Origin of the sequence: Streptomyces sp. NPDC094448, from assembly GCF_044763775.1 — a bacterium.
GTDB lineage: Bacteria > Actinomycetota > Actinomycetes > Streptomycetales > Streptomycetaceae > Streptomyces.
The window spans coordinates 37,490-56,753 of record NZ_JBIWGU010000005.1; the positions used below are offsets into that span (position 1 = coordinate 37,490).

At 72.7% G+C, this 19,264-nt stretch carries 20 protein-coding genes; 14 read left to right on the forward strand and 6 right to left on the reverse strand.

Features of this window, described 5'->3' with window-relative positions:
* Positions 1-145 precede the first annotated feature (145 nt).
* The 3 genes from ACIQ9E_RS11040 to ACIQ9E_RS11050 all read left to right on the forward strand — a co-directional run bounded on the left by ACIQ9E_RS11040 (position 146) and on the right by ACIQ9E_RS11050 (position 6,093).
* A complete protein-coding gene (locus tag ACIQ9E_RS11040) occupies positions 146-1,126 on the forward strand; it encodes a hypothetical protein (RefSeq protein ID WP_403705319.1) in 981 nt (326 codons plus the stop codon).
* A 146-nt stretch (positions 1,127-1,272) separates the two neighbouring features.
* Positions 1,273-3,135 (forward strand): HSP90 family protein, encoded by a 1,863-nt coding sequence (locus ACIQ9E_RS11045; RefSeq protein WP_403705322.1) that lies wholly within the window; start codon positions 1,273-1,275, stop codon positions 3,133-3,135.
* Complete coding sequence (locus ACIQ9E_RS11050) at positions 3,136-6,093, forward strand: tetratricopeptide repeat protein (protein ID WP_403705325.1); 2,958 nt, start codon at positions 3,136-3,138, stop codon at positions 6,091-6,093.
* A 3-nt stretch (positions 6,094-6,096) separates the two neighbouring features.
* Here ACIQ9E_RS11050 and ACIQ9E_RS11055 read toward each other — a convergent pair whose 3' ends face one another.
* The 3 genes from ACIQ9E_RS11055 to ACIQ9E_RS11065 form a co-directional block, all read right to left on the reverse strand.
* Positions 6,097-6,360: a hypothetical protein gene (locus ACIQ9E_RS11055; protein WP_403705328.1), complete on the reverse strand. Its 264-nt coding sequence runs from the start codon at positions 6,358-6,360 to the stop codon at positions 6,097-6,099.
* Positions 6,357-6,722 (reverse strand): hypothetical protein, encoded by a 366-nt coding sequence (locus tag ACIQ9E_RS11060; protein ID WP_403705331.1) that lies wholly within the window; start codon positions 6,720-6,722, stop codon positions 6,357-6,359. The genes ACIQ9E_RS11055 and ACIQ9E_RS11060 overlap by 4 nt, the downstream gene beginning before the upstream one ends.
* Positions 6,723-6,905: 183 nt before the next feature.
* Entirely contained in the window at positions 6,906-7,094 is a 189-nt protein-coding gene (locus tag ACIQ9E_RS11065; RefSeq protein WP_403705334.1) for a hypothetical protein, read from the reverse strand.
* Positions 7,095-7,533: 439 nt separating this feature from the next.
* Between ACIQ9E_RS11065 and ACIQ9E_RS11070 the strand changes: the two genes are divergently transcribed.
* The 3 genes from ACIQ9E_RS11070 to ACIQ9E_RS11080 all read left to right on the forward strand — a co-directional run bounded on the left by ACIQ9E_RS11070 (position 7,534) and on the right by ACIQ9E_RS11080 (position 10,185).
* Positions 7,534-8,301, forward strand: a complete 768-nt coding sequence (locus ACIQ9E_RS11070; RefSeq protein WP_403705337.1) for a GntR family transcriptional regulator — start codon at positions 7,534-7,536, stop codon at positions 8,299-8,301.
* A gap of 210 nt (positions 8,302-8,511) precedes the next feature.
* On the forward strand, positions 8,512-9,009 hold the full coding sequence (locus tag ACIQ9E_RS11075; protein WP_403705340.1) for an NUDIX domain-containing protein: 498 nt from the start codon (positions 8,512-8,514) through the stop codon (positions 9,007-9,009).
* A 207-nt stretch (positions 9,010-9,216) separates the two neighbouring features.
* Positions 9,217-10,185: a transcriptional regulator gene (locus ACIQ9E_RS11080; protein ID WP_403705343.1), complete on the forward strand. Its 969-nt coding sequence runs from the start codon at positions 9,217-9,219 to the stop codon at positions 10,183-10,185.
* 69 nt (positions 10,186-10,254) lie between these two features.
* On the opposite strand, the gene ACIQ9E_RS11085 is transcribed toward ACIQ9E_RS11080, so the two are convergent.
* Entirely contained in the window at positions 10,255-11,277 is a 1,023-nt protein-coding gene (locus ACIQ9E_RS11085) for a LacI family DNA-binding transcriptional regulator (RefSeq protein ID WP_366256287.1), read from the reverse strand.
* 91 nt (positions 11,278-11,368) lie between these two features.
* Positions 11,369-12,139, reverse strand: a complete 771-nt coding sequence (locus ACIQ9E_RS11090) for a response regulator transcription factor (protein ID WP_403705347.1) — start codon at positions 12,137-12,139, stop codon at positions 11,369-11,371.
* Positions 12,140-12,397: 258 nt separating this feature from the next.
* Here ACIQ9E_RS11090 and ACIQ9E_RS11095 point away from each other — a divergent pair, with 258 nt between their 5' ends.
* The 4 genes from ACIQ9E_RS11095 to ACIQ9E_RS11110 all read left to right on the forward strand — a co-directional run bounded on the left by ACIQ9E_RS11095 (position 12,398) and on the right by ACIQ9E_RS11110 (position 16,609).
* Positions 12,398-13,258, forward strand: coding sequence for an alpha/beta hydrolase family protein (locus tag ACIQ9E_RS11095; protein WP_403705350.1), 861 nt, complete (start codon positions 12,398-12,400; stop codon positions 13,256-13,258).
* A gap of 55 nt (positions 13,259-13,313) precedes the next feature.
* On the forward strand, positions 13,314-13,568 hold the full coding sequence (locus ACIQ9E_RS11100) for a MoaD/ThiS family protein (protein ID WP_403705353.1): 255 nt from the start codon (positions 13,314-13,316) through the stop codon (positions 13,566-13,568).
* Positions 13,569-14,308: 740 nt separating this feature from the next.
* A complete protein-coding gene (locus ACIQ9E_RS11105) occupies positions 14,309-15,598 on the forward strand; it encodes a hypothetical protein (RefSeq protein WP_403706209.1) in 1,290 nt (429 codons plus the stop codon).
* 267 nt (positions 15,599-15,865) lie between these two features.
* Positions 15,866-16,609, forward strand: a complete 744-nt coding sequence (locus tag ACIQ9E_RS11110) for a DUF2993 domain-containing protein (RefSeq protein ID WP_403705356.1) — start codon at positions 15,866-15,868, stop codon at positions 16,607-16,609.
* 80 nt (positions 16,610-16,689) lie between these two features.
* Here ACIQ9E_RS11110 and ACIQ9E_RS11115 read toward each other — a convergent pair whose 3' ends face one another.
* Positions 16,690-17,019 carry a hypothetical protein gene (locus ACIQ9E_RS11115; RefSeq protein ID WP_403705359.1) on the reverse strand — a complete coding sequence of 110 codons (330 nt, stop codon included), beginning with the start codon at positions 17,017-17,019 and terminating at the stop codon, positions 16,690-16,692.
* Positions 17,020-17,185: 166 nt separating this feature from the next.
* On the opposite strand from ACIQ9E_RS11115, the gene ACIQ9E_RS11120 reads away from it, so the two are divergent.
* From ACIQ9E_RS11120 to ACIQ9E_RS11135, 4 genes are all read left to right on the forward strand, one after another.
* Positions 17,186-17,269: a putative leader peptide gene (locus ACIQ9E_RS11120; RefSeq protein WP_350807544.1), complete on the forward strand. Its 84-nt coding sequence runs from the start codon at positions 17,186-17,188 to the stop codon at positions 17,267-17,269.
* A 295-nt stretch (positions 17,270-17,564) separates the two neighbouring features.
* Positions 17,565-18,410 (forward strand): sulfurtransferase, encoded by an 846-nt coding sequence (locus ACIQ9E_RS11125; RefSeq protein ID WP_403705362.1) that lies wholly within the window; start codon positions 17,565-17,567, stop codon positions 18,408-18,410.
* Positions 18,411-18,463: 53 nt separating this feature from the next.
* Complete coding sequence (locus ACIQ9E_RS11130) at positions 18,464-18,751, forward strand: DUF1416 domain-containing protein (RefSeq protein ID WP_006348354.1); 288 nt, start codon at positions 18,464-18,466, stop codon at positions 18,749-18,751.
* Positions 18,752-18,870: 119 nt separating this feature from the next.
* Positions 18,871-19,260 (forward strand): DUF3099 domain-containing protein, encoded by a 390-nt coding sequence (locus ACIQ9E_RS11135; protein ID WP_403706210.1) that lies wholly within the window; start codon positions 18,871-18,873, stop codon positions 19,258-19,260.
* Positions 19,261-19,264: the final 4 nt, after the last annotated feature.

Genomic DNA, 19,264 nt, shown 5'->3' on the forward strand with positions numbered 1-19,264 from the left:
CGTGCCGGGCTCGTGGTGCCGCCGGGCGGCGATCACCGGCAATTGAAGTGGGTGATGGTCGGACAATCGTGATAGTCACTACCTCCACGAGGGGGCGTGATCGACGACCGCTCCGTCGATCGCGTACGACAAGGGGTGGGGAAGCATGGCGGTGCTCCGGGCCATGGGCCGGACGCTGGGGAGACTGACGGGCCGGGCGCCCGCGCGGCTGGTCGAGGACTACGACGATCCCGAGCTGCCGGTGGTGCGCGAAGCCGCGGCCGCCGCCGACTGGGACCTCGTACAGCAGATGGTCCTGGGCCGGGCCGAGAAAAACGACGGACGGGCCCTGATGATCTGGGCCGTCGCCGAAACTCCGGGCGTCGAGCGGTGGATCCCGAAGGTCATCGAGGCCGAGCCCGATGCGGCACTGCCCCGGCTCATCGGCGGCTTCCGCCAGATCAGCTGGGGCTGGGAGGCCCGCACCGGAGCCTGGGCCAAGCATGTGTCGCGCGAGCAGTTCCAGACCTTCCACGAGCGGCTGCGTACCGGCGAGGAGTGGCTCTTCGAGGCGGCGGAGCGCGCACCGGACTGGGTCGCGCCCTGGCACGGCCTGCTGACCACCGGCCGCGGACTCCAGGTGGGGCAGGCCGTGGCCCACCGCCGGTTCCAGGCGGCGATCCGGCGCGATCCGCACCACTTCGGCGTGCACATCTCCCATATGCAGCAGGTGTGCGAGAAGTGGGGCGGCTCCCACGAGGCCATGCACGAGTTCGCGCGGACATCGGCCTTCAAGGCCCCCGCCGGGACCTGGTTCGGCGGACTGGTCGCCGACGCGCATATCGAGCAGTGGCTCCGGCTCGAAGGCGGCGCGGACGACGCGTACATCGTGCGCCCCGAGGTGACGGCCTCCTTGAACGAGGCCGCCGACCACTCCTACCGGCACCCCGACTTCGACCCCGAGGGGCCCGGTGTCAACGTGCTCAACTCCTTCGCCATGGCCTTCTCGCTGAACGAGGAGCCGGAGGCGGCCCGGGAGGCCTTCGCGGCGACCGAGGGCCGTGTCACGGAATCCCCCTGGCACTACCTGAACGGCAGCGATCCCGTGGATTCGTACAAGAGGATGCGCTCGGCCGCCGGACGCTGAGCGCGGGCCCGCCGCGTACCGGACGGCGGACGCTCCCCTGTTGCCGGTACGGACCGGGTCAAGGCCCGTACCCGTACCCGTACCGACGCCCCACGACGCCCTGCGACGACGTTCGACGCCCCGATTCACGGAAAGACACGGCACAGGTGACCGACTCCCCGACGTCCCACACCTTCCAGGTCGACCTGCGCGGTCTGGTCGACCTGCTCTCCCACCACCTCTACTCCAGCCCCCGCGTCTACCTCCGCGAACTGCTCCAGAACGCCGTCGACGCGATCACCGCCCGGCAGCGGGCGACCCCCGGCGCACCCGCCGCGATCACCGTCAGGACCGGGGACGTCCTCACCGTCACCGACACCGGCATCGGGCTCACCGAGGCTGATGTCCACCGCTTCCTCGCCACCATCGGACGCAGCTCCAAGCGGACCTCCGGCGGCGGTGTCGACGGCGCCGGGATCGACGCCGACCGGGGCGACTTCATCGGCCAGTTCGGCATCGGTCTCCTCGCCTGCTTCGTCGTCGCCGACGAGATCACCGTCCTCAGCCGCTCCGCCGCCGACCCGGCGGCACCCGCCGTGGAGTGGCGCGGCCACGCCGACGGCCGCTACACCATCCGTACCCTGCCCGCCTCCGCCGTCCCGGAGCCCGGCACCACCGTCCGGCTCGTGCCCCGCGCCGACAACGCCGAGTGGACCGAACCCGGCCGCGTGGTGTCCCTGGCCCGCCACTACGGCGCCCTGCTGCCGTACCGGGTCACCGTCACCGACGCCCGCGGCGAAACCCACCGGATCGACGAGACCCCGCCCTGGGACCGGCCCCACGCCTCCCCGCTGGCCCGCCGCGAAGCCCTGACCGCCCACTGCCGCGACCTCTTCGACTTCACCCCGCTCGACACGATCGAACTGGACCTCCCCGCCGCCGGACTCCGCGGCGTCGCCTACGTCCTGCCCACCGCCGTCGTCCCCGGCCGCCACTCGGGCCACCGGGTCCACCTCAAAGGCATGCTCCTCACCGACCAGGCGCCGGAGCTGCTCCCCGAATGGGCGTTCTTCGTCCGCTGCGTCATCGACACCACCAGCCTGCGGCCCACCGCGTCCCGGGAAGCGCTCTACGAGGACGGCACCCTCTCCGCCGTACGGGACGCCCTCGGCGAGCGGATCCGCGACTGGCTCACCGGGCTCGCCGCCCGCGACCCCGCCCTGCTGCACCGCTTCATCGACGTCCACCACCTCGCGGTCAAGGCGCTCGCCCGCTACGACGACGAACTGCTCCGCATCGTGCTGCCGTGGCTGCCGTTCGAGACCACGGACGGCCAGGTCACCCTGGAGGTGTTCACCAGGACCCACGCCACGGTCCTGGTCACCCGCAGCGTGGAGGAGTTCCGGCAGGTCGCGCCCATCGCGTCCGCCGTCGGCATGGGCGTCGTCAACGGCGGCTACACCTACGACCGCGATCTGGTGCACCGGCTGCCCGAGATCCGCCCCGGCACCGCCGTCGCCGACCTCGACCCGCTGACCGTCACCGCCCATCTCGACGCCGTCGACCCGGCCGCCGAACTGCGCGCCGCGGCCTTCCTCACCGTCGCCCGGGAGACCGTCGGCGCCCACGACTGCGATGTCGTGCTCCGCGCCTTCCAGCCCGTCACCGCGCCCGTCCTGCTCATCGACAACCGGGAGGCCCGCCACGAGCGGACCCGGTCCGGACTGGCCGCCGACAGCGACGGGCTGTGGGCCGACATCCTCGGTTCACTGCGCCGGGAGACCCCGCCCGCCCAGCTCGTGCTCAACCATCTCAACCCGCTGGTACGGCAGGCCGTGACGATCACCGAACGCGGTCTCGCGGTCACCACCGCCGAAGCCCTCTACGGCCAGGCCCTGCTGCTCAGCCGCCGCCCGCTGCGGGCGAGTGAGAACGCGCTGCTCACCAGGGCCTTCACCGGCCTGCTCACCCACGCCATGCACCATCCGGGCACGGCGGCACCCGGCTCCGAGCCCCGGAAGGAACTGTAGATGCTGGACACCCCCGAGGCCGTGGTCGAGGCGCTGCGCGAGAACAGCGGCCGACCCCATGGACTCCAGCGCACCGTCACCGCCGAGGAACTCGTCGAGGCCGCCGGGGCGTTCGAGAAGCCCGATGTCCTCGTCACGGCCCTGATGGAGCTGATGACGGCGTACGACGTGACCGGCGAGCACCGCAAATCGCCCGTCGCCTTCGCCCGGCTGCTCAAGCTCCGGGAGAGCGACCCGGACGAGTTCAGCGAATGGGAGGCCGCCCAGATCCACCACCGCTCCTTCTGGGTCACGCTCTCCCTGCTCCAGGTCCCCGAAGTGCCGCTGGCCACCGTCGACGCCTGGGTCGCGCAGACGCGGGAACGCTTCACCGCCGCCGGGCACGGCCTCCAGCCGGTGGCCGCCGCCCGCTACCAGATCGCCGCCCACACCGGCACCGGTACGGACGACGCGTACGACCTCTGGGCCACCCGGCCCCGTACCGAACACAGCGACTGCGGACCCTGCGAACTCCGCCGCATCGGCGCCCACCGGCTGCTCACCGGCGACGACACCGCCGCCCTCGAAAGCTGGCGGCCCGTCCTGGACGGCTCCGCCGAGTGCACCGAGGAGCCCGCGATGACCCGGGCACTCGCCCTGCTGCCGCTGCTCCGCACCGGCCGTGCGGACGAGGCTCGTTCCCACCACCTCGCCGGCTACCGGCAGGTCCGCGGGAACACCGGGATGCCGGCGGAGGTCGGACTGCACCTGGAGTTCTGCGCGCTCTCCCGCAACGAGGGGCGCGGGCTGGAGATCCTCGCGGAGAACCGGCCGCTGTTCGAGGCGGCCGGGGCCCCGCTGTCCCGGCTCGGCTTCCTCACCGGTACGGAGCTGCTGCTCGCCCGGCTGGCCGCCGACGGGCACGGCGACACCCCCGTCGCGGGCCCGCCCGGCCGGAACTGGACCGTGGCGGCGCTCCTCACCGAGGTCCGTACCGAGGCCGAGGGGCTCGCCGCCGCCTTCGACGCCCGCAACGGCACCACCGCCGTCGGCGACCGGCGGCGGGCCCGGCTCGACCGGACCCCCCTGCTGGACGAGCCGCTGCCGCTCGGCCTGCGGACCTCCCTCGCCCGGACCACCGCACCCCCGGTGCCCGTGGAAGCTCCCGCCGCCCCGGCCGACTTCGCGGGCCTGGTGCGCGAGGCCCGCAGACAGGACGCCCTCGGCCACCCCGCGTCCGGCAGGCTGTGGACCCTGGTCGCCGAACGTCTGGCCGCGGGCGGGAACACCCCGCACGACGACGGCATCGGCCCGGCGGAACTGCTGGAGGCCGAACTTGCCGAGCAGAGCGCCAACCGGCTGCTGGGGAACGACGAAGCCGCCGGGGCCGTCGTGGAACTGGAGCGGGCGGCCGAGCTGTACGAGGACCTGGGGCTGCACTGGCAGGCGCTGAGCGCCCGGGCCCGGGTGATCACCTGGGGCCCGCAGGACACGACCGCCGCCGGGGACTCCGACGACGGCTCCGGCCGGGTCGCCGCGATGGAGCAGCTTGTCCAGGAGGCTTCGGTCGTGCTGGACCGGGTCCCGCTGACGGGCGGGAACCCGGCCGAGGCGGAGGGTTTCCTCGGCGCCGACACGGCCGTCGAACGCACCCTCTGCTACGGCGGCGTCCTGTTCTGCCTGGCCTTCACCGCGTACCGGGCGGCCGCGCGGCAGCTCCCGGAGCCCGGCGGGGCCGCCATGGCGAAGCTGGAGGAGCACACCGGGACCCTCCGGGCCGAGGCGGAGCGGCTGTCGCTGCCCCACCAGGTCGCCAACGCCCGCCAGTTCCTGGCCGATGTGGCCGCCAGGAGCGGCGATACGGCCCGCGCGGAGAAGGAGTTGCGGGCGGCGCTGGAGGACGTGGCCGCCTCCGAACGGCCCTGGCGCGCGGGACGGCCGCGGCTCCAGCTCGCGCAGGGCCTGATGGGGGACGGCCGGTACGAGGAGGCCGCCGAGCTGGTGCACCGGGCGATCACCGACGCGAGCCGTTACGGCGACGACGAGTTCGCCTTCGCCGGTGCGTACACGCTGCTCGGGCACGCGGTGTCCCACCTCGGTGACCACGGCGGCGCGGTACGCCATCTCGCGGAGGCGGCCGCGCGGCACGACCGGGACGCCGAACACGACGAGGCCGCGGCGGTCCGGCTCCAGCTGGCGGACGTCCTGACGGAGTCCGGCCGGCCGGACGAGGCGGTCGCCGTCATGGAGTCCGTACTGTCCGGTGCCGAAGGCATCACCCTCGACCAACGGGTGCTCGCCCAGGCCCGGCTGAACCTGGCCCGCGGTCTGCGGGAGCTGGGCGAGTTCCGGCCCGCGGCCGAGGAGTTCCTGCTGCTGGCGGACGCCGTCGCCGGCTGGGAGGACGACCGTCCGATCCAGACCCTGGTGGCGGGGGAGGCGGCCGTCACGCTGGCGCTGGCCGACCGCTGGGACGCGGCGGGCACGGCGTACGAACGGGCCCTCGCGGCCCACGCGGAGGCGCCGAACCCGCCGCTGATGACGGAGATGCTGCGGGAGTTCGCCCGCCTCACCGTGGAGTCCCGCGGCGACGAGGGTGTGACGGACGCGCTGGCCCATCTGGCCCGCGCCGACGACATCGTGGCCGCCGCCGGTTCCGGCGATCTCAGCGCCTGGTACGAACGGGGCAGCACCCACTACCGCCGGGCCCGCATCCTGGCCGGGGCGGAACGCTTCCCGGAGGCCCTCACCGAGGCGGAGTCGGCGATCGCGGCCCACGAGGAGGGCGGCGAGGCGGCCGAGGCCCCGCGCGCGGAGGCGGTCCGGATCGCGGCCCTCATCGAGGGCAACGGCCTGGAACGCCGGGACGACGCGATCGCCCGCCTGACGACGGCGATAGCCCGCTGCCGCAAGGCGGACCTGGACCAGGCGGTCCGGATCCTGGAGGAGCTGCGCCAGAGCTATATGGACCGGGGGTAGGGATCAGACGGGCGGGTTGCCCGGCGGGGACTTGGGGGTGGGCTTGGGCGGATGCGGCCCGGGGTCGGGCGGGAGCTGCGGCTTCGGCTTCCCGTGCTTGCCCATCTCCAACTTCCGCTCGGTGAGCCGGTAGATCCCGAGGGGAGGGAACAGCACCACCCTGGCCGGGTAGTTGCCGTCGGCGCAGGGCAGGCAGAGGAGATCGCGCCCTTCCGCCGTGTCCCGAACCGTGGCGACGGGTGTGTTCCAGCAGGCTTCGCAGATCACGGGCTGGCTCCGGGTGCGGTGGTGAGGGCGTCGGTGATGTGCTCGGGGCAGGTGGTGCGCCCGGGCCGCACTTCGACGGGCGCGGTGGTGGCCCGCCCGCAGACGCAGCAGGCGGCGGTGACCGGTTCCGGGGCCCTGGCCAGCAGGCCTTCGAGCCGGATCCCGTGGGCCGCGACGATGACCCTGCGACGACGTGCCCGGGCCCGGAGGACAGCCTGTGCCTGGTCTTTGTCGGGGCTGGTCCAGGGCCGGGTCCAGGGATCGGTACGCAGTGGCGGTGCCGGGACGAGGACGACGACGTGGGTCGGCGGGTTGAGGAAAGTCCGTAACCGGTTGAGGACCCGGTGGATAAGGTTCCGCATACGACGGATCAGCTCCTTGCACAGCTGGTTGGTTGAGCCCCGATGGACCGTGGCTGCGGTCTGTCGGGGCGCTTCTGTGTACGTGGCTTGGGTGGTCCCGGCCCCGTGCCGGGGGTCGTGTGCGGGGCCGGGACCTGTGTCCCGTACGCGGGGCATTGGGGGCTGCGGCGCGTACGGGAGCCTTCAGCGCCCGGTGCGCTGGGGGATCTTGCGCGGGGCGGGGCAGTCGGGATGCGCGTACAGCGACGGCCGTGCCCCGGAGGCGGAGAACCCGACCATGACGAGGTTCTCCTCGGCCCGCTCTACGGGCTGGTCGCAGTAGACGCAGTACTCCGGTACTGAACCAAGGTCGAGAGATGGGCTATTGGGCACCTTCAACCTCCCTGGAGTCCACTGCCGAGGCGTTGTTGGGAGTCCTGTCCGGGCAGATCGAACCGCCACAGGTGCAAGGGGGCCAGGAGTTTGTGACATCGACCTGTTCAATCGGCGTGCACACCGCACGGCTCTCCTCACGGTGACGTTGATCGCTACGCTGCATTTGTCGACTCCATCTCAGTCGTCCAAGCCCCCGGGCCCTGCCAGGCTGCGGGGGCTCCTTTGCGGCGGAAGACCCGTCCCGACCGGGAGTGGGCTCCGGTCGGGACGGGCGTTTTGGTGACGGCCTCGCCAGGTTCTGCACAGTGAAGGTAGACCAGTAGCTATCACTAGCGCTACTAGTAGCGCTATATATGCACTTCGCTTACCCTCTAACGTGTAGCGCTGCACCCTGTATGGACGGGTCCAGCACACTCAGAGGGAAGGGAGACCGGGCATGGCCCAGGTGGGATACGCGGCCATCGCGGCGCACTACCGCCAACAGATTCAGGACGGAGCACTGGCACCAGGCGATGTGATGCCGTCGCTGCGCGAGGTGTGCGAACAGTTCAACGTCGCCAACACGACCGCGAACCGTGCGTATCGCGTCCTCAAGATGGAAGGGCTGACCCTGCCGAAGCCAGGCGTCGGCACCGTTGTCGCCGGACTGATCAGCAACAACATCTCCGCACGCGTCCGTCTGCATCAGCACACTGGTACGGCCCTCGGCGGCGGGGAGACTTCCCGAGTCCTGGAGACAGGCACGGTTGGCGCCGACGAACTCGTCGCCCCGCGGCTCGATGTCGCTCCAGGCACTCCGGTCCACGTCCGTCGGCGGATCGTCAGCCGTAACGGCACACCAGTGCACCTCAGCAGCTCCTACTACCCCGCCTACGTCATTGCCGCCACACCGGAACTGACGGAGCCGGTGTCCACCGGCGGATCGCGCGAACTCGCCGCGGAACGCCTCGGCGTGGAACAGGACTACGTCCTGGAGGAGGTGACGTCCCGCCTGCCGACTGTTGTGGAGAAGGAGGCACTGGGGCTTGACCGCCAGAGACGTCGTCGTAACCCAGGTCGTTCGGACCGTCTACCTTGCGGACGGCCGTGTGGTCGAGGTTGCCGTCAAGGTCTCCGGTGGCTCCACCATCCTGCGGTGGATCACCAATCTGGGCGAGCAGTAGGAGAACCGGCGCCGGACGTCACCAGGTCGCGGGTGGGCTGACCTGAACCGACGCACAGCGCCACGACTTCCAATCGCCGGGCATCCGCGTACGGTCACAAGGCCGTGAGCGGGTGCCCGGCCGGTGGGGACGAAGGAGAGCCGTGGGATCGGATTCTTCCCGGCAGCTACCGGACGTAGCGCTGTCCTGCTGTCCCCCACGCACCCTGTCGGACTCGGAATCCTCGGGACCGGCCGCAGTACGCTCCGTCCATGCCCGAGAACGAGCAGGAACAGCGGATGGCGCGGCCACGCACAGCATCGGGTGCGCTCTTCTTCGACGCCTACGGGCGGGTTCTGCTGGTGAAGCCCTCGTACAAACCCCTGTGGGAGATTCCCGGCGGCTATATCGAGCAGGGCGAGTCACCGCTGGCGGCCTGTCGGCGGGAGGTCGAGGAAGAACTCGGCATCACCCCGGACATCGGCCACCTCCTGGTCGTCGACTGGGCGCCGAGCCCCGCCGAAGGCGACAAGACGCTTTACATCTTCGACGGTGGTGAACTCGGCCCTGGCGATACGACGTCGATCAGGCCCGCCCCGCAGGAACTCCTGGCCGCCGAGTTTCAGTCCACCAACGCACTCGACCAACTCCTGATCCCACGTCTTGCCCGCCGCGTCAAACAAGCGATCGCTGCCCGGGAAATCGGCCGCACCCACTATCTCGAACACGGCGAACAACCCCTCGGGCAGCCCGTCGGGACGGGCCACTAAGCCGGATGTACGAATGGGAGCCGTACGCCCGCATTCCTCTCGGCAGCTAGTCACGATGTAGCGCTGTCGTCCTAGCCGGACGAGGCCGCCGGGGGCGCGGCGTTCGACGTGTTCGCGCGCCTCGCGGGTAGCTCCGGCATTACCACCGGAGCCGATCCCCGTCCCACTAGAGTGGCGCCGCACGTTCCGCCCACCGAGGAGGACCCCATGCGCCGCCGTACCCTGCTCACCGCCGCAGGCACGGCTGTGCCCGCCTCCCTGCTTCTGGCGATCGACGACGCGCTCGCCCTCACCCCCGCGCCCACGGGTGAACCCACGCCGGTCGACCTCCGACTCGCCCGTGCCCGGCATCTGTGGGACACCGGTCGGCACACCTCACTCCTGGCCGAGCTGCCCGGCCTGATCGGCGACGCCCACCAGGCTGCCCGCACCCACACCGCCGTGGACCACGCCCGGCTCTCCGCCTGTTACAGCCTCGCCACCCAGGTGCTGGGGAAGATCGGCCGCTACGAACGGGCCCGGCTCACCGCCGACCGCGCCACCACCTACGCCGATCTGTCCGGCTCCCCCATCGCCTCCGCCGCAGCAGCCCGCGAGCTGTCGATCGTCCTGCGCCACCAGGACCAACCAGCCGCCGCCCAGCGCCTGGTCCTCGCCGCGCTCGCCGAGATCGAGGCCACCGGCCTGACCACCGGCGCGCAGACGGCGGCGTACGCGCAGATGCTGTGCACCACCGCCTACACGGCCGCCCGGGGAGGCGACGACACCCAGGCCCTGGCGATGATCACTGAAGCCCGGCGGGCCGCCCGGCGGCTCCCCGCCACCGCGCCGAAGGACCGCCTCTTCCGCATCTCGCCCGCCGCGGTCGATCTCTACGCCGTCGGTGTCCACTGGGCCCTCGGCGACGCCGGCGCTGCACTGGAGGCCGGGCGACACCTGCGGCCCGGCCAGTTCCCCACCCCTGAACGCACCAGCCGGATGCACACCGACCTCGCCCGCGCCTGGTGGCAGTACGGCAAACCGGAACAGACCGCCCGTGAACTCCTCGCCGCACTTCGGGTCAGCCCCGCCGAGGTCCGCGACCGCCCGTCCATCCGTACGATCGTCGGCTCTTTGTCCACCCGGCACCCCCACACGCCCGGCGTCCGCGAACTGGCACGCGCGCTCAACCGCTGACCGACAGCACCGGATCCGGGGCGGGCTCTCCGGCCCGCGCTGTCCGTGGAGGAAACCGGCCCCGCCTCCCTACGTACACCCGCAGGACCGCCGGATGACCAGCCCCGAAGGGAACTGCCGCACCCGGTCGCGGCGGGAGCCCGGGATGCGGAGGCTGTCGTCCAGGACCAGGTCGACCGCCGCGCGGGCCATCGCCGGGCGGTCCGAGGCGACCGTCGTCAGCGGCGGGTCCGTCAGATGGGCTTCCTTGACGTCGTCGAAGCCGGCCACCGCCAGCTCGCCCGGCACGTCGATCCGCAGCTCCCGCGCCGCCCGCAGCACGCCGATCGCCTGGTCGTCCGTCGAGCAGAAGATCGCGGGCGGGCGGTCGGGGCCCGACAGCAGCTTCAGCGCGACCTGGTAGGCGTCGTAGCGGTTGAACGGCGCCTGGAAGAGGCGGCCCTCCACCGGCTTGCCGGACTCCAGCATCGCCCGCCGCCAGCCCTCGACGTGGTCGGTGACCGGGTCGCCGACGGGCGGGGTGTCGTCGGGGCCGCCGAGGCAGGCGACGTACGGGTGGCCGTGCTCCAGCAGATGGCGCGTCGCGAGCTGGGCGCCCCCGATATCGTCCGTGACGACCGCGACGTCGTCGATGGCCTCGGGGCGCTCGTGCAGCAGCACGACCCGCGCCTCCCACGCCTCGATTTCGGCCGCCGCGCTCTCCGTCAGGCCCTGGCTGACCAGGATCAGTCCGGAGACCCGCATCCCGAGGAACGCCCGCAGATAGTGGACCTCCCGCTCACGGCGGTAGTCCGAATTGCCGACCAGGACCATCTTCCCGCGCTCCGCCGCGGCCTGTTCGACCGCGTGCGCCATCTCCGCGAAGAACGGCTGCCGGGCGTCGGGAACGACCATCCCTATGAGATCGGTACGGCGCGAGGCCATCGCCTGGGCGACCCGGTCCGGGCGGTACCCCAGCTCTTTGATCGCGGCGAGGACGCGCTCGCGCGTGGCCGGGGCGACCGGCCGGGGTCCGTTGTTGATGACGTAGCTGACGACGGCGGTCGAAGTCCCCGCCAGTCGCGCAACGTCGTCCCGCGTCACCTTGGCCACGCGCGGCAGTCTACGCGGGGTGACCCTCTTCTGGGCAGGTCGTCGGGGGTTTCTCACAGGCCGGACGGACCCGGCCCGCACGGGCCGGTGACTACTCTCCGGTACCGGCGCCCGCGGGGGCCGCTGCTTGGGTCCTCGCCTTGTTACGGGCCGCCGGGCCGGTCTCCGCGGCCGCCGCCTCCCGGTCCACCTTCTCCGGCACCACGAAGCGGTAGCCCACATTCCGGACGGTGCCGATCAGCGATTCGTGCTCCGGCCCCAGCTTCGCCCGCAGCCGCCGCACATGGACGTCGACCGTCCGCGTACCGCCGAAGTAGTCGTAGCCCCAGACCTCCTGGAGCAGCTGGGCCCGGGTGAAGACCCGCCCCGGGTGCTGCGCCAGATATTTGATCAGTTCGAACTCCTTGAAGGTCAGGTCCAGCACCCGGCCCTTCAGCTTCGCGCTGTACGTCGCCTCGTCGACCGAGAGATCGCCGTTGCGGATCTCCATCGGGGAGTCGTCGGCACCTGCCTGCGCGCGGCCCAGCGCCAGCCGCAGCCGGGCCTCGACCTCCGCCGGGCCTGCCGTGTCGAGCAGGACGTCGTCGATGCCCCAGTCCGCGGTGACCGCCGCGAGCCCGCCCTCGGTCACCACCAGCACCAGGGGACAGCCGGGACCGGTCGAGCGCAGCAGCTGGCAGAGAGACCGCACCTGCGGCAGATCGCGCCGCCCGTCGACCAGGATCACGTCGGCGCCGGGGGTGTCCACCAGCGCCGGGCCCTCGGCCGGGGCCACCCGCACGTTGTGCAGCAGCAGCCCGAGCGCGGGCAGCACCTCCGTCGACGGCTGGAGGGCGTTCGTCAGAAGCAGCAGGGAACTCATCGCGCCTCACCCACCCGGGCCCCGCGCGGGCCGCCCGTCACGGCGGGTGCTCCGGCGGGTCGGTCGGTCCCGCTCGTACTCCGGTCGTGCGCGGTTTGCTCGTCCATGACGTCGGTTTCCTCCTCGGTCCCTGCGAGGACGCGGGTCGTGCGGCTCCGGCCGGCCTGCCGGTTCACCTGCTCGTAACAACAGGCCGGAAACGCAAAAGGACCCGGGGGCTGCATCGCCCGGATCCTCATTCCCAGCACAATAGCCCACATGCGCTCCGAGCCAGAGGGCCGATTTCACACTGTGGACGTCGATCCGGTCACGTCCGGGGTCCGGCGCGCGCAGCTCCGGACCTCCGATGGTGTCCGTATTGAGGCGTTTTATCAACCGTATCGCCGTCCGGTGGCGGCCGGGAGTCCCTCGGAACCGGGCCCCGCCATCGTCGTCGCGCACGGGTTCACCGGCTCCCTCGACCGCCCCGCCATCCGCCGGGCGGCCGGTGCCTTCGCCGCCCACGCGGCCGTGGTGACCTTCTCCTTCCGAGGTCACGGCGGTTCCGGCGGCCGCTCCACCCTCGGCGACCGGGAGGTGCTCGACCTGGCCGCGGCCATCGGCTGGGCCCGCGCGCAGGGGCATCCGCGGATCGCCACTGTCGGCTTCTCCCTGGGCGGCTCGGTGGTGCTCCGCCATGCGGCCCTCTACTCCGCCGGACGCGGGGGGCGCACTGAGGCACGTACGGACGCCGTGGCCGCCGTGAGTGCTCCCGCGCGCTGGTACTACCGGGGTACGCCCCCGATGCGCCGGGTCCAGTGGATGATCTCCCACCCCCTCGGCCGGGCCGTGGGCCGCTACGGGCTCCGCACCCGTATCGACGAACGCGACTGGGATCCCGTCCCGCTCTCCCCGGTGGAGGCCGTTCCGCTGATCGCCCCCACCCCGCTGCTGATCGTCCACGGCGACCGCGACGCGTACTTCCCCGTCGACCACCCCCGCATGCTCGCCGCCGCCGGACCGGCCGAACTCTGGCTGGAACCGGGCATGGGCCATGCGGAGAGCGCGGCCGGCGACGACCTGCTGGAACGCCTCGGGGTCTGGCTGACGGACCGTGCCGCATCCGCCGATGGCCCATGATGGAGGCCCACGAAGGACGGACCAGACAACCAGACGGTGACGAGGGGAGCTGCGCATGCCGGCGGGGACCATCCGCTACTGGGCGGCGGCCAGGGCGGCGGCCGGGGTCGCGGAGGAGCCGTACACGGCACGCACACTGGCCGACGCGCTGCACGCGGTGCGCGAACGCCACCCCGGCGAGTTGACCCGGGTGCTCAAGAGCTGCTCGTTCCTCGTCGACGGCGCTCCCGTCGGGGCGCGTGACCATCAGACCGTACGGCTTGCGGAGGGCGGCACGGTCGAGGTGCTGCCGCCGTTCGCAGGAGGGTGAATCCGGACAGCATGAGCAGCGACCAGCAGTATCCGTACGATCCGAGCGACCCGTACGCGCCGCGCCGGACCGGACCGGGCGGCGAGCCGTACGACGCGTACCCGGACGGCCCGGCGCCGGGTTACGGCTATCCGCAGCCCGGACCGGCGCAGCAGCCTGCTTCCGGCGGCTACGGGTACCCGCAGGCCCCGCAGCCGCAGCAGCCCGCGCAGACCTGGGAGGGCGAGACCTGGGACACCCAGTACCAGCCTGGCCTGCCGACGCTGAACGAACCGCCCGCCGCCGGTGCGGCCCCGGCTGAGGAAACGGCACTGCTCCCGCCGGTGCCCCCGGCGGGAGCACCCGCCGCGCCGTCCGGTGGCTACGGCCCCGGTGGCGGTGGCGGTACGGGTCCGGGCTTCGGTCCCGGTCCGTCCGGTGGCTTCGGAGCGCCCGCCGGGACCGGCTACGGACCCGGCTACGCACCCGGTTCCGGCTACGGGCCCGGCACGGGTGCCGGAGCCCCGGCAGGCAACGGCTTCGGTCCGGTTACGGGTACGGGCGCGGGGCCGGGCTACGGGCCGGGCGCCGGTACGCATCCGGCTGCGGGGCCGGGCTACGGAGCCGGGCCCGCCGCCGAGACCGCCTACCTCCCGCCCGTACCGCCCGCCCCTTCCCATTCCCACGGATACCCCGGCGACGGCAACGGCGCGGGTTCCTACGGCTACCCGCCCGCGTCCGCCGCCGCGGAGACCGCCTATCTGCCGCCCGTGCCCGCCGCCCCGGCGAGCGCCGCGGAGGAGACGGCCTATCTGCCCCCCGTACCGCCCGTTTCAGCCGCCGCGGAGACCGCGTACCTTCCGCCCGTACCGCCGGGACCCTCGGGCCGTGGCCCCGCCGCGCCGCCCGGGCCGCCGCCCGCGCCCGCTTCGGCCGCCGCCGAGACCGCCTATCTGCCGCCGGTGCCGTCCGGCCCCGGGCCGGGCAACCCGCCCGCCCCCGGCTACGGCTATCCGCCCCCGCCCTCCTACGGCGGCCCCGCCGCAGGCGCACCGTCCGCCCCCGGCTACGGCTACCCGCCCGCCCACGCCGCCCCCGGGTACGGCGCCCCCGCCGCATCCGCTTCCGCCGACGCGCAGAGCGGCGCCCGCCCCCTGCCGCCCGAGGCACCGACTGGGCGGCGGGCCCGGCGGGTGGGCATCACGCCCGCCACCCCTCCCGCCGCACCTGCCGCCCCCGCGGCCCCCGCCGCGTCCGGCGGCTACAGCACGCCCACGACCACCGGCAACGCCCGGATCACCGACGCCCAGCGGGCCCGCGCCGAGGGCCGGTCGCCGATCATCCCGCCCGGTATCCAGCCCGCCGGGCTCACCGCCCTGCTCGGTCTGCTGCTCGCCGCCGGTGCGGCCATCGGCCCGTACGGACTCCTGGTCCCGCTGGTCCTGCTCCAGGCGGTCACCGCCGCGGGCTGGTTCCGGCTGAACGGTATGTGGCCCGCCCGCCAGGGCATCGCCCTCGCCTTCGCCGGGGGGCTCGTCGCGGACGCCGTCCTGCTGGCCGTCGGCCGGGAGCACGGGCCGGCCGCCATCCTCGGCACCCTCGGTGTCTGGGTGCTGATCACCGTCGTGCTCCAGCTCCGCAGCCACGCCCCGCCGGACGAGCGGATGCAGGGCCTGCTGGCGACCGTCGCGTCCGCCGCGTTCGCCGTGCTCGCGGCCGGGCATCTCGCGGCCTCCGCCGATGCGGCCGTCGTCGGCGGGATCGCGGTCGCCGTGGCCGTGGCCGCCCGCGCGCTGCCCGTACCGCCGGCCGCTTCCGTCGTGCTCGCCCTGCTGGCCGCGGCCGGTGCGGGTGTCGCGGCGGGCGGGCTGACCGGGCTCGGTGCCGAGGGCGCGCTGCTCGGCCTGGCGGCGGGCGGGCTCGCGCTGGTGGGCCTGCGGGTGGCGAGCTACGACTATCCGTCGCGGTTCGTCCACTTCACCGCCGGGGTCGCCCTGCCCCTGACCCTCGCCGCCCCCGCGGTCTATCTCGTCGGACGCATCCTGGCCTGACCCTGGGCCCCTCACCCCTGTTCACCCCCGTACCCCGGCCCGCCGGGTGCGGGGGTGAGCCGTACCACCCCGCCCTCCCCACCGGAACCATCGTTCCCGGCCGTACGTCGTTGACTGGGGAGTGTCCGCAAAGTAGCGCCGTCCGCCCGGAGGGCGTCGCGGGCCGGGCGGGACTTTGCGGACACTCCCCAGGCCCCGCTCCCGGGGCCGTTCGCCTTCGGCCGCCCCGCCGGCCGGGCGAGTCCGTACGAGGAGGGGCACCGGACCGTGCGCGCGCTGCGAATATCCCTGATTACCGCCGTCGTCCTCGGCGGCCTGTTCGTCGCCGCCGACCGCGTCGCCGTGAACATGGCCGAGTCCGAGGTGGCGGAACGGGTCAAGACCAGCCAGGGCCTGGCCAGGACACCCGACGTCTCCATCAACGGCTTTCCGTTTCTGACCCAGGTCGCGGGCAAGAAGCTCGACGGGGTCGACGTCACCCTGAAGAGCGTCACCGCCTCCGCCGACGGCCGCCCGGTGAACATCACCGACGTCCGGGCCGAACTCGGCGATGTGAAGATCAACAGCGATTTCTCGTCGGCCGTCGCGGGCACCGCGGACGGTTCGGGCCGGATCTCGTACGAGGACCTCACCCGGGCCGCGCCCCGGGGCGCCACCATCGGTTACGCGGGCCCCGAGCGCGCCGCCAAGGGCCAGGTGAAGGTCAGCGGTTCGCTGCTCGACGTACTGAAGGGCGCGGGCAAGGACCCCGGCCGCTTCGAGTCCCTGCTGAAGCAGGACGTCACCGTCTACAGCTCGGTCGAACTCCGCGAGGGCGGGACGGTACGGCTGCGCACCGAGACCCTGCCCGGTCTCTCCGTACCCGGGCTCGACGGCATGCTCCGGGACGTCCTCGACTACGACCTCAAGCTGACGGGCCTGCCGAAGCCGGTGACCCTGGACCGGGTCACCGCGGAGGAGGAGGGGCTGAAGTTCTCCGGGGCGGGCCGGGGCGTCTCCCTGGTCGGCTGAGCCCGCCCGCTCCGGGAGTCCGGGCAGGACCCCGCTCCGGGAGTCCGGACAGAATCCGGCCCCGGGAGTCCGGGCTGGACCTACCGGGGGAGGGAGAGGGCGACGAGCCGGGCGGGATATGTGCCCGCGAGCCGCAGCGGCGGTTGCACCGGGGTCACCTGGGCCGCCGGCTCCGCGCCCTCCAGAGTGCTGATGATCGTGCAGGCGAGGCCGGCGGCTTCGTCCCCGGGCACTCCGGAGGCCGTCAGCTCCTCCCGTACCAGCCCCTGCCGGTGGTCGAAGGCCGCGCCCGCCGCCCGCTGGATGTCGGGAAGCCGCCCGGCCGTCCCGAGGGCGGTCGCCGTCACCGGGCAGCCGTCGGCCCGGTCGGAGTCCCGCAGCCCCTCGGCGAGGCCCACGGCGGGCCGCATGCTGAGACGCCGCTGTCCACCGGTCAGAAGGGGGAGGGCGCGGGAGATCGCCGGGACGGCCCCGGGACCTGCTCCGTATGGTCATGATTCCGTATCATGGACGATTGGGTCTCACCATATGACACGCCGGTGACAGCATGCCCGGTACGTCCCTACGATCGGACGCATGAAGCAGCGACAGGCGGATCTCACGAAGCGGCGGGCAGTAGACCTGTGCCGCGTCGCCGCCATGCTCTGTCGCGCCGTCTGAGCGGGAGTTCGCTCCCGGCACCCCTGGCCCTTCGACCGCTGAACCGCTGATCAGGGCCACCGCAGACTGTGCGGCACCCGTGCCCGCGTCCGTCGCCCGTCGTTCCGTGTCGCCACACCGTCCGTCACCGGCCGGCACCGCAGGCCACCGCCGTTCGCCGTCCGTACGCCGCACCGCATCGCACCGCACAGTCCAGCAAACCGCACCACCGGCCCGGTATCGCACCGCATCCCGGCGCGAACCCCGGACCATCCCCGGCACGAAGCCGCCGTAACTGCCCCGGAGGAGAAGGAACATGAGCCGCAGCGACGTCCTCGTAGACGCCGACTGGGTCGAGGCCCGCATCGACGACCCGAAGGTCGCGATCGTGGAGGTCGACGAGGACACGTCGGCGTACGACAAGAACCACATCAAGAACGCGATCCGGATCGACTGGACGAAGGACCTCCAGGACCCGGTCCGCCGCGACTTCATCGACCAGGAGGGCTTCGAGAAGCTCCTCTCGGCGAAGGGCATCGCGAACGACACCACCGTGGTCCTCTACGGCGGCAACAACAACTGGTTCGCGTCCTACGCCTACTGGTACTTCAAGCTCTACGGCCACCAGGACGTCAAGCTCCTCGACGGCGGCCGCAAGAAGTGGGAGCTGGACTCCCGGGACCTGGTCGACGGTTCGCAGGTGCCCGAGCGCGCCGCCACCGAGTACCGGGCCCAGGCGCAGAACCTGGCGATCCGCGCCTTCCGCGACGACGTCGTCGCCGCGATCGGCACCCAGAACCTGGTCGACGTCCGCTCCCCCGACGAGTTCAGCGGCAAGCTGCTCGCCCCGGCCCACCTGCCGCAGGAGCAGTCGCAGCGCCCCGGCCACGTGCCCAGCGCCCGCAACATCCCCTGGTCCAAGAACGCCAACGACGACGGCACGTTCAGGTCGGACGAGGAGCTGGCGAAGCTCTACACCGACGAGCAGGTCGACCTGGCCACGGACACCATCGCGTACTGCCGGATCGGTGAGCGTTCCGCCCTGACCTGGTTCGTCCTGCACGAGCTGCTCGGCGTGGAGAACGTCAAGAACTACGACGGTTCGTGGACCGAGTACGGCTCCCTCGTCGGCGTGCCGATCGAACTCGGCGCCGCCAAGTAATCCCCCCGCAACAACTTCTGGTCCGATCCGGCAAGCAGCAGTAGGAGAGCAGTATGTGTGGAGCGAAGGCCGGAGGGCCCGACGCCTCGACGATCAAGCCCGGCGAGACCACCATCCAGGGCCAGGTGACCCGTGACGGCGAGCCCGTGACCGGCTATGTCCGGCTGCTGGACTCGACCGGCGAGTTCACCGCCGAGGTGCCCACCTCGGCCACCGGCCAGTTCCGCTTCTACGCGGCCGAGGGCACCTGGACCCTGCGGGCGCTGGTGCCCGGCGGCACCGCGGACCGTACGGTCGTCGCCCAGCAGGGCGGGCTCGCCGAGGTCGCGATCGCGGTCTGAGCCGAGCGGACGGGCGGTACGCGGTAGGGCCGCGTACCGCCCCCTCCGTACGGCCGGGACGATCCGGCGTATACGGAACACAGCGGGCCGGAGGGCCGCACCCCGGGGGTTGGACGCCACTGGTCCGGGGTGCGGCCCTCCGGTCGTCCGCACCCGGGGCGCCGTGCCCGTACCCGCCGTACCCTGGACTTATGTATGCACGGCGGCGACGTGCCTATTTCCTGATGATGAGCGGATGCCTCGTCCTCTTCGTATCCGCCTGGGCGTTTGTACGCCTCTGGTCCGTTCCGGCCGCCGTCGCGATGTGCGTGGTCGCCATGGTCATCCCGCCGATCGCCGCGATGGTCGCCAACCGGCGCGGCCCGGACGACCGCTGGTGGGACGATCCGACCGGCGATCCGGAGTCCGACGCATGGTGGGACGAACTGGACGGCAAACGCCGCCCGCCCCACCCGGACGACCGCTCCGACGACCGCCCGGACCGCCCGAACCGCTCCGACGACCAGTGACATG

Excerpts from the sequence above, each read along its gene's own strand:
- ACIQ9E_RS11040 (WP_403705319.1), top strand. The coding sequence starts at position 146 with ATGGCGGTGCTCCGGGCCATGGGCCGGACGCTGGGGAGACTGACGGGC.
- ACIQ9E_RS11050 (WP_403705325.1), top strand. The coding sequence starts at position 3,136 with ATGCTGGACACCCCCGAGGCCGTGGTCGAGGCGCTGCGCGAGAACAGC.
- ACIQ9E_RS11060 (WP_403705331.1), bottom strand. The coding sequence starts at position 6,722 with ATGCGGAACCTTATCCACCGGGTCCTCAACCGGTTACGGACTTTCCTC.
- ACIQ9E_RS11070 (WP_403705337.1), top strand. The coding sequence starts at position 7,534 with ATGGCCCAGGTGGGATACGCGGCCATCGCGGCGCACTACCGCCAACAG.
- ACIQ9E_RS11075 (WP_403705340.1), top strand. The coding sequence starts at position 8,512 with ATGCCCGAGAACGAGCAGGAACAGCGGATGGCGCGGCCACGCACAGCA.
- ACIQ9E_RS11080 (WP_403705343.1), top strand. The coding sequence starts at position 9,217 with ATGCGCCGCCGTACCCTGCTCACCGCCGCAGGCACGGCTGTGCCCGCC.
- ACIQ9E_RS11090 (WP_403705347.1), bottom strand. The coding sequence starts at position 12,139 with ATGAGTTCCCTGCTGCTTCTGACGAACGCCCTCCAGCCGTCGACGGAG.
- ACIQ9E_RS11095 (WP_403705350.1), top strand. The coding sequence starts at position 12,398 with ATGCGCTCCGAGCCAGAGGGCCGATTTCACACTGTGGACGTCGATCCG.
- ACIQ9E_RS11100 (WP_403705353.1), top strand. The coding sequence starts at position 13,314 with ATGCCGGCGGGGACCATCCGCTACTGGGCGGCGGCCAGGGCGGCGGCC.
- ACIQ9E_RS11115 (WP_403705359.1), bottom strand. The coding sequence starts at position 17,019 with ATGCGGCCCGCCGTGGGCCTCGCCGAGGGGCTGCGGGACTCCGACCGG.
- ACIQ9E_RS11120 (WP_350807544.1), top strand. The coding sequence starts at position 17,186 with ATGAAGCAGCGACAGGCGGATCTCACGAAGCGGCGGGCAGTAGACCTG.
- ACIQ9E_RS11125 (WP_403705362.1), top strand. The coding sequence starts at position 17,565 with ATGAGCCGCAGCGACGTCCTCGTAGACGCCGACTGGGTCGAGGCCCGC.
- ACIQ9E_RS11130 (WP_006348354.1), top strand. The coding sequence starts at position 18,464 with ATGTGTGGAGCGAAGGCCGGAGGGCCCGACGCCTCGACGATCAAGCCC.